The organism is Cytophaga aurantiaca DSM 3654 (genome assembly GCF_000379725.1).
GTDB lineage: Bacteria > Bacteroidota > Bacteroidia > Cytophagales > Cytophagaceae > Cytophaga > Cytophaga aurantiaca.
In genome coordinates, this window is sequence record NZ_KB903627.1 from 61,626 (window position 1) to 78,222 (window position 16,597).

The 16,597-nt window shown below is 38.2% G+C and carries 7 protein-coding genes; 6 read left to right on the plus strand and 1 reads right to left on the minus strand.

Annotated elements, in window-relative coordinates:
• Positions 1-1,046, minus strand: a 1,046-nt coding sequence (locus tag A3EE_RS20100; RefSeq protein ID WP_018342569.1) for an AI-2E family transporter, incomplete at its 3' end; no start/stop codon positions are given.
• Positions 1,047-1,320: 274 nt separating this feature from the next.
• Here A3EE_RS20100 and A3EE_RS0106185 point away from each other — a divergent pair.
• From A3EE_RS0106185 to A3EE_RS0106210, 6 genes are all read left to right on the plus strand, one after another.
• Complete coding sequence (locus tag A3EE_RS0106185) at positions 1,321-2,553, plus strand: NADP-dependent isocitrate dehydrogenase (RefSeq protein ID WP_018342570.1); 1,233 nt, start codon at positions 1,321-1,323, stop codon at positions 2,551-2,553.
• A 119-nt stretch (positions 2,554-2,672) separates the two neighbouring features.
• Positions 2,673-3,662: a polysaccharide deacetylase family protein gene (locus tag A3EE_RS20105; RefSeq protein WP_018342571.1), complete on the plus strand. Its 990-nt coding sequence runs from the start codon at positions 2,673-2,675 to the stop codon at positions 3,660-3,662.
• Entirely contained in the window at positions 3,649-4,440 is a 792-nt protein-coding gene (locus A3EE_RS0106195; protein WP_018342572.1) for a class I SAM-dependent methyltransferase, read from the plus strand. Before A3EE_RS20105 ends, A3EE_RS0106195 begins: the two co-directional genes overlap by 14 nt.
• Before the next feature lie 66 nt (positions 4,441-4,506).
• Positions 4,507-5,319, plus strand: coding sequence for a Cof-type HAD-IIB family hydrolase (locus A3EE_RS0106200; RefSeq protein ID WP_018342573.1), 813 nt, complete (start codon positions 4,507-4,509; stop codon positions 5,317-5,319).
• A 391-nt stretch (positions 5,320-5,710) separates the two neighbouring features.
• A complete protein-coding gene (locus A3EE_RS21215; protein WP_018342574.1) occupies positions 5,711-11,392 on the plus strand; it encodes a PQQ-dependent sugar dehydrogenase in 5,682 nt (1,893 codons plus the stop codon).
• Positions 11,393-11,673: 281 nt separating this feature from the next.
• Positions 11,674-16,593 carry a translocation/assembly module TamB domain-containing protein gene (locus A3EE_RS0106210; protein WP_245553811.1) on the plus strand — a complete coding sequence of 1,640 codons (4,920 nt, stop codon included), beginning with the start codon at positions 11,674-11,676 and terminating at the stop codon, positions 16,591-16,593.
• Positions 16,594-16,597: the final 4 nt, after the last annotated feature.

The window sequence follows — 16,597 nt, forward strand, 5'->3', positions numbered from 1 at the left end:
TCGTTTTCAAGCCATACTAAAAACAATTTGTATGCGATCGAAAACAATACCGCACCTAAAAACATTCCGATAAATCCTGCTGCAACAAAACCGCCTAACACGCCTATGAATATTACAGGCATTGGTACCGGTGCACCTTTACCAAGCAATACAGGCTTTAGTAAATGCTCCATTAAATAGATCAAGGCAAGCCATACACCCAGAAGCGATGCCGTTACAACATCGGATGTATAAAACATATAGATCACAATAGGCAGCGCCAATGGAACAATACCAACCTGCACAATAGACAGCAGCAAACATATGATCGTCCAAACACCTGCAAGCGGAACGCCTGCCATAAAGAATCCGAATGCTGCCAATACCGATTCAATAAAAGCTACCCCTACAATTCCTTTCGTTACATTCTGTATCGTACGTTCGGCAATGTGAGAAAACTCTTCTCCGTGTTCACCGGCAATACGGATAAACAATTTATCTATAAACTTAGCAGCAGCTGTGGCATGTGCCAATAACAGACCAGCAATGATCATGGATGCCAGAAAATGTATCAAACCCACTCCTAAACTTCCGATAAAGCCTAGCAAGGTAATACCAATGGTTTCGATCTGAGAAGCATGTTCTTTAAAGATCACAGAAGTATCATCTGTTATGTCTTTCATGAAGTCATATAAAGAATTGTTGATCAAAGGCAAATCCTTTAATTTTTCGATGTATATATGATTGTGAAATGCAGTATCTGAGTGAGCCAGAAAACCAGTAAATTCTTTTACCAGAGATTGTATCAGAAGGTAAGAAGGCAAAATGAAAATAATCAATGCTGCAACAGTTATCAGGATAGCGCCCATTTTTTCCGTCACATTAAATTTTCGCTGAAGAAAATTCAGAATTGGTGCCGCTGCTACTGCCAATATAATCCCTCCCAGTAAAATGGATAAGAAGGGCATCATAATGATGTAACAGAATACGATCATACCAAAAAACAAGATCAAACGGATCGATGTTTCTATTGATCTATGCACAAAAGAAGATTCAGGGCTTTCCATTCTTTTAATTATAGTATAAAGTTTTAAAAAGGACGTTTTACAACGCAATTTCACTAATAAGTTCCAGACCAACACTACGTATAAATCGAATATTTTTGCATTTAAACCACACAAAGTGGCTTATAAAGACCTAAAAGCCGGAATTTATTGCATTCAGTATCAATTATTAAGATTAAAGACAGAATAAGCGTTGAATTTTTACGCGTTAATACGTAATATTGAGGGATTATACCTAGTTTAATTAATTTACTACAATATATTCTTTTAGAAAAAAATGAGCGGAAAAATCAAAGTAGCTAACCCGGTTGTTGAACTGGATGGCGATGAAATGACAAGAATTATCTGGAAATTTATTAAAGATAAATTGATCCTTCCTTACCTGGATTTAGATATCAAGTATTATGACTTGGGTATGGAAAATCGTGACGCTACAAACGATCAGGTTACCATTGATTCTGCAGAAGCAATTAAAAAATACAGCGTTGGTATCAAGTGTGCTACAATCACTCCGGATGAGCAACGTGTTGAAGAGTTCAAGCTTAAACAAATGTGGAAGTCTCCAAACGGAACGATCCGTAACATCTTAGATGGTACAGTATTCCGTGAGCCGATCGTTTGTACAAACGTTCCGCGTTTGGTTCCAAACTGGACTGCTCCTATTGTTGTTGGCCGTCACGCATTTGGTGATCAATACAAAGCAACCGATTTCGTTGTACCTGGTAAAGGTAAATTAACCATCAAATTTGAAGGTGAAGACGGAAAAGTAATTGAGCACGAAGTATACAAATTCCAAGGTGCAGGTGTTGCAATGGGTATGTACAATACTGAAGAGTCGATCAGAGGTTTTGCGTATTCTTGTTTCAACATGGCATTAAGCAAAAAATGGCCATTATATTTATCTACTAAAAACACCATCTTAAAGAAATACGATGGTCGTTTCAAAGATATATTTGAAGAGATTTACCAAAAAGATTATAAGTCTAAATTCGAAGCAGCGGGTATCGTTTACGAGCACCGTTTGATCGATGACATGGTTGCTTCTGCTTTAAAATGGCATGGTAACTTTGTATGGGCTTGTAAAAACTATGATGGAGACGTTCAATCTGATACTGTTGCTCAAGGTTTCGGTTCATTAGGTTTAATGACTTCTGTATTGGTTACTCCAGACGGTTCTACTATGGAAGCTGAAGCTGCTCACGGTACAGTTACACGTCACTACAGAGATCACCAGGCTGGCAAACCAACTTCTACTAACCCGATTGCTTCTATCTTCGCATGGACTAGAGGTCTTGAGTTCCGTGGTAAAAAAGACGGCAACCAGGAATTGGTTAACTTCTGTCAGACACTTGAAAAAGTTTGCGTAGCAACAGTTGAAAGTGGTAAAATGACTAAAGATTTAGCTGTTTGTATTCATGGCAACAAAGTAAAACATGGCGAACACTATTTATATACAGAAGAATTCTTAGCTGCAATTGACGACAATTTGAAAATTGCGTTAAAGAAGTAATTATTCTTTTATAATTTATTCACATAAAACCTCGCTTTAACCGGCGGGGTTTTATTTTTTATCCCTAATGCCGTATCTTACGTATACATACGAAAGACTTATTTAACTACATCCATCCCTTGAACGGAGCATTTGTCATATCGCTGGATTTTGAATTGTACTGGGGCGTACGGGATTCGAAATCGCTTGAACACTACAAGGAAAACATCCTGGGTGTTTGGGATATGATGCCGCGCTTACTGGATCTATTAAGCGAGTTTAATGTAAAAGCTACCTTTGCTACCGTAGGTTTATTAAGTTTCGAAAGCAAGGAAGCACTGATCGCGGCTATACCCGACAAGTTACCAGACTATACACATAAAGCATACAACTGGTATCCCGATTACTTAACACAGATAGGGCATTCAGAAGAAGATGATAAGATACACTTCGCTCCTTCTCTGATCAAAAAAATTCACGATGCAGGTGTGCATGAAATCTGTACACATACCTTCAGCCATTATTATACCTTAGAAGCAGGCGCTAGCATTGAAAGTTTCAACGCAGATATAGAAGCCGCAAAAAAAAGATGGCATGCGTTGGGTATTCCGATGAACACCATTATTTTTCCAAGAAATCAATACAACGACGAATATCTTAAAGCCTGTAAAGAAGCTGGATTCATTGGTTTCAGAGGGACAGAAGACAGCTGGCTTTATAAACCCATGAGTCGTTTAAAAGAAAATTCATGGAGAAGATTCCTGCGTTTAATCGACTCTTACTGGAACATCAGCGGACTGCATTGCAACGACTGGGATGAACTACTTGACTCAAGCGGCCTTTATAATATTCCTGCAAGTAGATTCTTACGTCCCTACCCAAGCAAATTAAGATTTCTTGAAGGACTGCGATTAAAACGCATTACTGATGCTATGACCTATGCTGCAATGGCCGGTAAAATATACCATTTATGGTGGCATCCACATAATTTTGGAAAAGACATTCAGAAAAATTTAAATTTTCTTCGTGCTATTTTAGAACATCAACATACGTTATATAAAATATACGGATTTGAATCGCGTACGATGAATAAATGTTATTCGATTATAAATAACTATGAGCAACGATAAAGAAGTTATCAAACGTGCTGTTGAACGACATGATATCGACAGCAGTATTTTTCAAGGCAGATATGTAAATTTCCAACAGGGGAAATATACAGACGAATTTATTTATGGTCGCTACCAAATGTTTGAAGAGATCGACAGCATTTTATCCAATCTCCCCAAAGGTGCTAAGGTACTGGACTTGGGTTGCGGAACGGGCCACTTCTCTACGTACATTAAAACATTAGGATACGACGTAACCGGATTAGATCCTTCCACAAAAATGTTAGATTATGCCCGTCAGAATTTCCCGGAGATCACATTTGTCGAAGGGTATTCAAACGCACTCCCCTTTGAAGCAAACACATTTGATCTCATTATCAGCATTGAAGTACTTCGATATTTAGATACGAAAATCGTTATTGAATCGTACGAAGATATTTACAGAACATTAAAACCTGGCGGAAAAATGTTTATCACCCATGTGAATGCATTAGCAACTGAAGGGTATTATATTTTTTATCATTTCAAAAAAATATTTAATAACATAAAAGGAACAGAATACCACAGCGCATACTTTACTTCTGCAAGCAAAGAAGAACGCACACTGAAACGCATAGGATTTAAAAACATTTCCTGCATCGGACGTATGTTTGCAACCGTACGAACCGGTTACAAATTTGGCAAAACAGTTGGCAAAACTTATGCAAGAATTCTTGAGAAATTCAATCCGAAGCAACGTTTTGAGAAAAGTTATTTTAAAAACTTTACCGGGCATCTGATCGTGATCGCAGAGAAATAATTACACTCTAACCAATCCTCCAAGGTTTTTAAAACCTTGGAGGATTTCCTATAAAAACCTCTCCCCATGAAATACAAAATGCTTGTCCTGGACATGGACGACACCTTACTTACAGACGACCACCGCATTTCAGATATAAATAAAGAAGCCTTGCGAAAAGCTCAGGAGATGGGCATTTATGTAGTTCTTGCTTCAGGCAGACCAACGCCGGCAATGACATCATTTGCAGCAGAATTAAATTTAGCACATTTTGATTCGTACATTCTTGCGTACAATGGTGCCGTGATCATGCGCATAAAAGATGAAAGCATTTTGTTTGAACAGAGTTTAACTAAAGACGAAATTCATCGCTTATATGATTTCAGTGTGGCGCATAAGGTCCATATCATTACCTATATCAATGGAAAGATCGTTAGCGAAACAGATTCGCTTTACATTGACATTGAAAAGAAGATTACCGGAATGCCGTTTGAAAAAGTAAGCAATTTCAAAGCTGCTGTAACCGGTTCTGCGATCAAATGTATCTTACTGGAAGAACCAAATTATTTAAAAGAGGTTGAAGCAATTCTAAAAAAAGAAATGCTCGACAAAAGTGTAGCTACATCAAAACCTTATTTTCTAGAAGTAACTCATCATGGCATTGATAAAGCGGAAAGTTTAAAACGTTTAGCAGAAAAACTGAATATAAAACAGGAAGAGATCATTGCAGTAGGAAATGCAGGAAACGACCTGTCTATGGTTGAATATGCAGGACTTGGTGTATGGGTAGACAATGTTACTCCGGAGTTGCGCGACAAAGCAGATGTAATCGTTGCTTCAAATAACAACGACGGTGTTGCTGAAGTAGTAGAACGGTTTATTTTAAACCACAGCAAGTAAAGCTATAAGGTTTTGAAATTTCAACAATCATTCACACCGTAATTCCCCCTCTTACTTTGAGAGTAGATTCATCGATTAAGAAAACCTTATAGATTCCGACGTTAATCCATTCGCCACCCAACAATTTTTCAACCTTCACAATGATTACTTTTTACCACTCTATTCGTAGTATAGTTGTCTAAAACTAAGCACCTTTTAAAAAAAGTGCTTAAAATACATTTAGATAAATCCTACTCTACTTTTTTTAAAAAAAGTAGGCTGATATTCAAAAACTTTCATTAATTTATAACTTGTGAGTTTGTTGCAAAACCGTACGACAGACCTCATGCATAGCATACATTTTAACTTTCCAATTAACACAAAGCTTAATTCACTTACCCCTATTTGAATCATGATGAAACATGTATTGATCCTTTTAAGTTTTTTATTTTCAACCCTCACTTTTGCAGGAAATGGAAACAATTATCAGGCCGTTCGCGCACAAACAGCTCCAGTTATTGACGGCAATAGCAACGATGCCTGCTGGACGAATGCCACCTGGTATGATGTTAGTTATTTGTGGTTAGGCGCACAACCTTCTGCAGCAGACTTTACAGGCAAATTCAAAGTAAGCTGGACTGCGAATAAACTATATATTATAGCTGAGATTACCGATGATGTTTTATTTGATAATTACTCAAACCCTACTTCTAACTATTGGGAAGATGATACATGGGAAATATTTTTAGATGAAAATCATTCCGGCGGCGAGCATGAGAATAATTACAATGCGTGGGCATATCACATATCTACATTAGGTGACATTGTAGATTCAGATCTGGGTACTGCCAGATTATTTAACAGTCATGCAACGGTTTCAAGAACTAAAAGCGGTACGAAATATACCTGGGAAGCAGCGTTTGATGTATACACAGATGCGTATGTATATGCAAATGGCACTTCGAATCCGAAAGCAATATTAACTGCAGGAAAGATTTTGGGCTTTGCAATGGCTTATTGTGACAACGACGGCGGCACAACACGTGAAAGCTTTATCGGCTCTGAAAATGTTCCGGGTACAAATAAAAATATTGCCTATCAAAATGCAGATGTATTCGGAAATCTTCAATTGGTAGATGCAATAACACCTACATTCAGTCAGGTATTGATCAATAACACAGACCTTACGAATCCTACAGTTATGACGATGCTTCCTGATGGTCGTATTTTAATCGGTCAGCAGGCAGGCACAGTTAAAGTTGTGAAGAACGGAGCTGTACTTTCCGGCAATGCATTATCTATAACCGTAGATGCTTCGGGTGGCGACTACACCGAACGAGGATTAATAGGAATAACATCTGATCCAGCATTTGCGACAAACGGATATGTATACATTTATTATACTACTACCGTTGGCGGCACACATAATAAAGTAAGTCGATTTAAAATGACAGGTGATGTAATTGATCCATCCTCTGAAACACTTGTCACGGATCTAGATGCACTAAGCACTGCAACCAATCACAATGGCGGCGCCCTGCATTTTGGACTCGATGGAAAGCTATACATTGCGTGCGGCGAAAATGCTACGCCAGCCAATGCACAAAACTTAAACGTGACACATGGAAAATTGCTTCGACTGAATGCAGACGGAACTATCCCTGCAGACAACCCTTATGCAACCGATGCGAATCTTTCAAAAAGAAAAATCTGGCAATATGGGCTACGCAATCCTTTCACATTCGATGTTCAACCAGGTACAGGAAAATTATTCATTAACGATGTTGGTCAGGATGCATGGGAAGAAATTAATGACGGAACGGTTTCGAATAAAAACTTTGGATGGCCGAATGTAGAAGGTGTTACAACCATTACAACCTACGCAAATCCGGTTTATACGTATGATCACGGTTCTGGAAATGTGAATGGCTGTGCAATAACCGGCGGCTGTTTCTTCAATCCGACTTCAACAAATTACCCATCAAAATATTATGGAAAATATTTCTTTATGGATTATTGCGGCAACTGGATGGATGTAATGGATCCGTCTACAGGATTGAAAATAGAACGTTTTCTTAATTCAACTTCAGGAAGTGCGCCTGTAGCTGTTGATGTTGCTGCAGATGGGAATTTATATTATTTATCACGAAGCCCTGCAGCCTTATATAAAATTGCCTATTCCGGAAGTTCTATACCGGACATTTTACAAAGTCCGGCTTCTCAATCGGTAGCAGCCAGTCAGCCAGCAACGTTTAACGTAACTGTTACGGGTGTTCAGCCTTTTACCTACAGATGGCAAAAGAATGGCGTCGATATTGCTTCCGCTACCAATGCTCAATATAAGATCACATCAACTGTTGCGGGGGATGCGGGAAATTACAGAGTTATTGTAGCGAATAGCGCCGGCTCTGACACAAGCTCTATTGCTGTATTAACGATTACTGCATTCAACAGCAAACCTACCGTTACATTTACCACTGCGCCTGCAAACAACTCACTCTTTACAGGCGGACAGGTATTTAATTTTGTTGCAACAGCAACCGATGTACAAGACGGAACGTTACCTGCAAGCGCATTCACCTGGCATTTTGATCTGCATCACAACATACATACACATGATGGTTTACCTGCAACAGGTAGCAAAAGCTTTACGGCAACAATTCCTACATCCGGACATACAGACACAGATATTTATTATAAAATATATGTTGTTGTAAAAGATGCGGGCGGCTTAACAGATACAGCATATGTTAATCTTCTTCCAACATTCAAAAACATCACACTTAAAACAGTACCGCCGGGATTAACATTAAAACTGGATGACGAACCGGTTGTAACTCCAAATACACAACAAAGTGTTGTTGGTATAGACCGTACAATTGACGTAGTTTCACCGCAAACCTATCAAGGGAAAGTATATGCTTTTACAGGTTGGTCTTATGGAGGCACAACAAATCAAATATACAATACAGCAAATAAAGACACGAGCTTCACAGCATTGTTTCAGGAAACACAAGTCACGAAGGATAGTATCTCACCTATTCACGATGCCTTCGCTCAATATTCAAGCTACGATGGTACCAATGCAAATATCACCTACGGAACAACTACCCCGAACGACTTAGTTGTTAAAAATTATTCTCCAACACCCAACAGACAAACATACATTATGTTTGACTTGAATAATCTTTTGGGTAGTGCTGCAGACATCACATCGGTTAAGTTGAAACTTTACGGAGGCTTATCAAGTGAAACAGATGTTAGCAGCATCAAGGTAATTGCTTATGAAGGTACGAACAATTTATGGACAGAGAATGCAGTAACATGGAATAACAAGCCTGAAAAATTACTTGTTAAATATGATTCTATAACGGTAACAAATTTAAGTCCGGCTGATCAATATTATTATCTGGATCTTACTGCATTGATCAAAGCAAAAGTTACAGCAGGACAAAACCTTGTTACAGTTGTATTGATTACACCAAATGACAATGCCAAAAGAGTTATTTTTCAATCAAAAGAAAATCCCGGTGGCAAAAAACCTCAGTTAGTTGTTTCATATGCGGCTACTTGCATTGCAGCGATCACATCTCCATCTACAAGTTATTGTACAGGAGGTTCATTATTATTATCTGCGAATACGGGCACCGGATTTACATACAAATGGTACAAAGATGCAACATTAATTTCCGGCGCTACTGCTGCATCGTATGCTGCAACCGCAGCCGGTTCTTATACCGTTCAGGTTACCAATGCGAGTGCATGCAGTAAAGTATCGTCTGCTATTTTAGTAACACAGCTTGCAGCACCAACAGCAACGATCACGTCATCTGCAACTTCATTCTGTACAGGAGGATCTCTACTTCTTTCTGCAAACAACGGAACAGGATTAAGCTATCAATGGTCGAATGCTTCAGGTACAATTACAGGCGCAACAACTGCAGCTTATACTGCAACTGCTGCCGAAACATATACGGTTAAAGTAATGAATGCAAACAATTGCACTACAACTTCTACCGGTATATCGTTAACTGTAAATCCTTTACCCACAGCAACAATAACCGCTCCTGCTACTTCATTCTGCACAGGAGGTTCAGTAATTCTTTCTGCCAATACGGGAACAGGCTTAACGTATCAATGGTCAAATGCAGCAGGCATAATTTCAGGTGCATCAGCAGCAACCTATACAGCAACTGTTGCCGGAACCTATACCGTTAAAGTAACCAATGCAAACAATTGTTCTGCAACTTCAGCAGCAACAACTATAACTGTTACAACGGCGCAAACTGCAACGATCACTTCTGCAAGTAACGCTTTCTGTACAGGAAGCTCGATTGTACTTTCAGCAAACACCGGCTCAGGATTAACGTATCAATGGTCAAACACGTCTGGCGCAATAGCCGGTGCAACCAATGCAACCTATACAGCAACTGCTGCAAGCACCTATACTGTAACCGTAACCGGAGGAACTTGTTCTGCAACTTCAACCGGAAAAGTAATTACAGTAAACACGTTACCAACTGCAACAATCAGTGCTCCTTCTACTTCATTCTGCACCGGAGGCTCTGTTGTTCTTTCTGCAAACACAGGTTCAGGATTGACCTATCAATGGTCAAATGCAGCTGGTATTATTGCAGGTGCAACAAATGCAAGCTATACAGCAACTGCAGGTGGTGCATATTCAGTAACTGTTAGCAATACAAATTGTTCTGCGACTTCTACAGCAACAACATTAACAGCAAATGCATTACCAACAGCAACGATCACGTCTGCTGCTACTTCGTTCTGCACCGGAGGCTCTGTTGTTCTTTCTGCAAATACAGGTTCAGGCTTAACCTATCAATGGTCAAACACAGCAGGTACCATTGCAGGTGCAACGAATGCAAGCTATACAGCAACAGTCGCTGAAACGTATACAGTAAAAGTCAGCAACACCAATTGTTCTGCAACTTCTGCAACAACAGTAATAACTGTAAGTTTATTACCGACAGCAACCATCACATCTGCTGCCACTTCATTTTGCACCGGAGAAACGTTAACATTATCTGCGAATACAGCAACTGGGTTTACCTATAAATGGTTTAAAAATTCTGTTTTAATAAACAGTGCAACCTCAGATACATACCAAGCAAATGCTATTGGGGATTATTCTGTTGAAGTAACAAATGCAACCGGATGTAAAAAGAGTTCAAGTACCATCAGCGTAACAGAAAAATCAACTCCGGCAGCTACGATCACTGCGCCGGCATTATCTTTCTGCTCGGGCAACTCGATTCTGTTGTCTTCAAGCACAGCTACAAGTTATACCTGGTTGCTTAATAATAATATCATCGGCGGCGAAGTTTCTTCTTCGTATCTGACAAATGCTCCAGGATCCTACACGGTTCAGACCACTGGTGCAAATGGATGTAAAGCCGTTTCTACACCAATTGTTTTAACTGAAAATGCCTTGCCGGTTGCTGTTATAACAGTAGCTTCAACAACCTTCTGTTCGAGCAATCCGCTAAGCCTTGTATCAAGTACAGGAAAATCGTATCGATGGTTTAAAGACAATGCAGTAATTTCCGGAGCAACGCAGTCGAGCTATACATCAACTACTGGTGGTGTATTTTATGTTGAAGTTACAAGCAATGACAATTGTGTTAATTCTTCCGACAATGTCACGCTATCGGTTGTAAGTTCTGTAACATGGTATTCAGATGCAGATGGAGACGGAACAGGCGACACTCAGGAAACAACCACTTCTTGTACACAACCAAACGGTTACGTATCTATAAGCGGCGACCTATGTCCGACAGATGCAAACAAAACAGAACCTGGCAATTGCGGATGTGGACAAACAGAAGCAAGTTGTGTATCAACAGCTACAACAAACGCAGGAGGAAATAAATTATTAAAATTATTCCCGAATCCAGTAACGCAAACACATTTGTATTTCTCATATGCAATCAGCGGTTCTATTTACGATTCTAAAGGTGCACTCATTTCATCCTTTAGCAATACTGAATTCATTGAAACAAGTGGTTTACAAAATGGTTTATATTTAATACAAACTGAAAACGGAGACAGTTATAAATTTTATATAACCCGATAAACATTTAAATCATTTACTTCTCAAAAAGTCCTCTTTAACAAATTAAAGAGGACTTTTTGTTTTAAATCCACCCTTGCATTTTTTTGTTACACTTTTATGGATATTTGTTACATATTATCAATAAAGTGTAACATCATTTTTTGATTTGTTGCAATAAGCTCTCAAAAGTTGTTTCCCTATGTAATTCCTTGTATATTATAGTAAACTGTAAATACTATATTAATAAAGATTGCGACATGACTCCTGGAAGGAAAGCAATAAAAATAACTTCCAAAATATTTTTGGGCATAATAGGATTATTTTTAGTCCTGTTTGGTTCCTTATGGTTGATTTTAAAAGTCCCGGCGGTACAGAATTTTTTAGTATCAAAAGCTACTTCCTATGTAAGTAATAAAACACATACACGTGTTGAATTAAAATATATTGATCTGGCATTTCCAAAATCTATTTTATTGCAAGGTATTTTTCTTGAAGATACAAATCACGATACACTTGTTGCCGTTAAAGAATTGGAAGTGAATATCAACATGCTTGCCTTGTTAACAAAAACTGTTTCTATTGAAACACTCGAATTAGATACGTTCTATATTCAATTAAAAAGAAATAATCAGGACAGCACATTCAATTATCAATTTTTAGTGAATGCTTTCACTTCTGATAAAACAAAAGAAGTGGATGTTGATACAAGTTCGGGTGAACCATGGACAATCAAAGCAAACGATCTTGTATTAACGCATGGTAGATTTAATATGACAGATGCTGTCAGTGGCTTAAACATGTCTTTATCAATAGGTACTATTGAAGCCGAATTAAACAAACTGGATCTGGAAAAAAGTTCTGCATCTATTGGAGATGTTCATCTTTCAGAAGTACATGGAAATATACAAAATACAAAACCTGCTGCTATAGACACAACATCTGATACAAATAGCTGGAATGCTGTTGAATTATCTGAGCTCACCATTCAACAGTCGTCTTTCAATTATTCAGATGTAAGCACAGCCATGCTTGTTAGTTCAAACATTGGCCAACTTGAGTTAGATAATACAACATTAGATTTATATACACAGAAAATAGTAAGCAACGGATTGTCGATCAATAAATCTAATGGAAGCATTGATCTTAAAACTTCCGAAACGACTTCCAATTCAGATTCGAATGAGCCAGGTTGGAATATACAGGTGAAAGCAGTTGATATGAAGCAATGCGCATTCAAAATGAATATTCTGAATGAAGATAAAATAAAAAAAGGTATTGACTGGAATCACCTCGCACTCACATCCATCAATACATCTATTAACGATATTGTTTACAACAGTCCACTTATACAGGCAAGCGTTGAATCCTTTTCTGCACAGGACAAAAGCGGATTTAGCATTCGTTCATTACATACAGATGCATATATGGATGCGCACAAAGCCAGTCTGTCGAACTTATCTCTTGAAACAAACCATTCACGCATCGGACAGGACATTAAAATTTCTTATTCATCACTAGAAGAAATAACATCTTCATTAGCTCTTGATTGCTCCATGAGAAACAACCAGGTTGCCGTCAAGGATGTCTTATTACTTGTTCCGGATCTTGATACCATAGAGATCATACGTAAAAATAAAAATCGAGTAGCGACATTTGATTTCATCGCAAAAGGAAATTTAGATCAACTTAACATCAAACATTTTTATATCAAAACACTTGAAAGTACGATTGATACAAAAGGTCAGTTACGATATATAACAGATCCGAATAAACTCTATATTGATCTAGCCTTTAACCGCATCCAAACAGGCGCATCTGATCTTACTGCTCTCCTACCCGATAGCACCTTACCGGTAAGCATTCAGGTACCTGCTGAAATATATGCAAAAGGGAATTACAAGGGAACGCTATCTGATTTCAGATCTACGATGGATATGAGCAGTTCTAGCGGAAATGCATTTATAGATGCCGATATAAAAGATCTTCAAAAAGAAATACCTTCTTATAATCTTACCGTACATACACACAGTTTTGATCTGGGTAAACTATTGAATCAATCTTCTCTGGGAATTTTAAATGGCAGTGCAGATATTAAAGGCAGTGGTCTGGATACAAATACCATTCAAGCAACGATTCACTCCGACATTGAATCCCTTAGAATAAATTCCTACGTCTATCATAACATTCATCTTGATGGCACCATTGACAGTATGTTGATCGATGCTACAGGTGAGATCAACGATGAAAATATAAAAGCTTCGCTCGTTGCAAAAGCAGATCTAACGAAAGCAAATGAATTTTATGATGCACAACTCAATCTAAAAGGTGCCGATCTCCGTGCTTTGGGAATAAGTACAGAGCATGTAACCGTTGCTGCCAACACCGATCTGCATTTAAAAGGAGATCCATCTGAAAATATCGACGGACATATTTCTTCCCGAAATATTTTAGTAATTCAAAATGGAAAGAAATATAAAGAGGACTCTTTGATTTTGGTATCGTTGAATGAGCCTGGTAAAAGCAGTGTTAAAATGAACAGTTCTATGTTTGCCGCAAACTTTGAAGGCAACATCGACATTTTCTCTGTAAGTGATGCTGTAATGAATCACATGAATCGTTATTTCAGATTTACCGATACAAAATTTCAAAAAACCAGACCTCAAAATTTTTCATTTGAGATACAGTTAAATGATTCTCCTATTTTGCGCGAAGTTGTCCTACCTGCTCTTACAGAATACAATCCAATGACTATAGCAGGTTCATTTAACAGCGAAGAAGCGAAACTCACCATCGATGCCAACATACCTTTAGCAACCTATGATGGCACGAGGGTTACAGACTTAACATTCAAACTGGATTCTGATCCGAAAAAGATGAGCTACCTTACCGGCTGGCAATCACTCACTACTGGATCTATTCATCTTGAACAGACTACAGCCGAAGGAAATATTCAGAATGACACAACCGGTGTAAATATCACCATTAAAAATACAGAGGAGAAAAAGAAAGATAAAGGAAAAGATAAAATTAGATTGAATGCATTTATAACATCTGCATCAGAAGGTCATTACCGCTTCAGCATATATAAAGATGGACTTGCTTTACAGGAACGCCAATGGACTGTTGCTGAAAAGAATTACATCGAAATCGGAAATAAATATATTTTCGCAGACAATTTCAATCTTTCACATGCCAATCAATTTATTAAACTTCAATCTGCAAATAAGGGAGATGATATTGACCTACAATTCGGAGCATTTAATCTCCATGCATTATCTCAGATTATTGAAGACGACACACTGCTGGTTCAGGGTATTTTAAATGGTGAAATCAACTTTAAAAATATTCAACAGAATCCGGCGTTCACTTCCAAATTAACTATCAAAGATCTTTCTTATAAAAAATCACGTGTAGGTAATTTGCTTATTTCAGCAGACAATCTCACTGCAGAGCGATACACCGCACGAATTGAACTGTCTGATTCTACGAACAGAGCTGTGATCAGCGGGTATTATTTAAGCTCGGACGAAAAAAGTGCGCTGAATTTTAATGCGAATATACAAACCATACACCTGAATGTACTAGAGGCTTTCAGCGGCGGACAACTATCAAACAGCACCGGGAAAGTTAAGGGGAATATTGACATTACAGGCTCTGTAAAAAAGCCTATATTCAACGGAAATCTTCAGTTTATAAATGCCTCTTCGAAAATTGCATTTATCAATCAGCGGTTGTTTATGAAGAAAGAAAACATCACCATTGATCCGGAAAAAATAACATTCAATTCATTTAACATTCTTGATTCATTAAATAACGAAGCTGTTGTAAATGGCTATGTTGGTATCAAAGAACTCGATAACATTACATTCAATTTAGATATACATACAAAAAACTTTACGGTTTTAAATACCACTGCTGCCAATAACAAACTCTATTATGGAAAAGTAATTCTCGACAGCAAAATCTCTGTCAAAGGAGATCAGGATTTACCAATCATTATTGGAGATATTGATATTGTACGGGGAAGTCATTTTACATTTGCAATACCTGATTCTAAAGTCAGTGTAGACCGAGGCGATGGAATAGTAATCTTTACAAGCGACTCCTCTTCTCTTGACCCGATTATGTTAAGGCAAATCGATGAAGAAGATAAATCTCAAAGAATAACCGGAATTAATTTAGCGGCAAAAATACATATCGATCGGAACAGCACACTGAAACTTTTGGTTGATCCTATTTCCGGTGACTCCTTATCTGTACGAGGCGATGCCGATCTGAATTTCAAAATGTATGCAAGCGGACAGACCAGTTTAAGTGGAACCTATGTGGTATACGACGGAAGTTACAAAGCATCTTTAGAAAATGTATTTGTACGTAAATTCAACATCAGCAAAGGCAGTACCATTATCTGGAGTGGCGATCCTGTTAATGCGCTGGTTGATATAAAAGCAACGTATACTACGAAGACCGCTCCGGATGGACTTCTTTCTAATACAGGAGTAATTGATTCCAGTGCATTGCGTAAGCCACTTCCATTTATTGTTGTCATGTCCATGCAGGGAGAATTGTTAAAACCATTGATCAGTTTTCAGTTGGACATGCCGGATAATGCGAAAGGTGCTATGGGCGGACAAGTATATTCTCAGATCACTGCGATCAATGCAAATGAATCGGAAGTAAACAAGCAGGTATTTGCCTTACTAGCACTGAATAAATTTATTGCATCCGACAACAGCAGCTCAGGAGGCTCTTCCGATTTTGCACGACGAAGTGTGAGCCGGATGATGAGCAACGAACTCAACAAACTTTCAGCAAAGTATGTTGAAGGACTGCAGATAGATGTGGATGTACAATCGTACAATGCAGTAAACAACGGACAACAGCAAGGTAATACTCAAGTAGAAGTTGGTGTAACGAAGAGTTTATTTGACGAACGTTTATCTGTTGAGATTGGAGGCAATGTTCCTATTGAAGGACAGGATGCAACAGCTAGCAGCAATGCTAAAAACATTACCGGTGATGTAAAAGTTGAATACAAACTCACAAAAAACGGCCGATACAAAGTCAAAGCCTTCAGAGTAAACCAGTATGATGGTATTTCAAACGGCACCATTATAGAAACAGGTGCTGGCATTATGTATGTACGTGATTTCACTCATTTCAAAGAATTATTTATCTCTGAAAGAAAACGCAAAAAAATGGAAGAAGGAAAACAACAGTAAGCTT

Excerpts from the sequence above, each read along its gene's own strand:
- A3EE_RS21215 (WP_018342574.1), top strand. The coding sequence starts at position 5,711 with ATGATGAAACATGTATTGATCCTTTTAAGTTTTTTATTTTCAACCCTC.
- A3EE_RS0106200 (WP_018342573.1), top strand. The coding sequence starts at position 4,507 with ATGAAATACAAAATGCTTGTCCTGGACATGGACGACACCTTACTTACA.
- A3EE_RS0106185 (WP_018342570.1), top strand. The coding sequence starts at position 1,321 with ATGAGCGGAAAAATCAAAGTAGCTAACCCGGTTGTTGAACTGGATGGC.
- A3EE_RS0106195 (WP_018342572.1), top strand. The coding sequence starts at position 3,649 with ATGAGCAACGATAAAGAAGTTATCAAACGTGCTGTTGAACGACATGAT.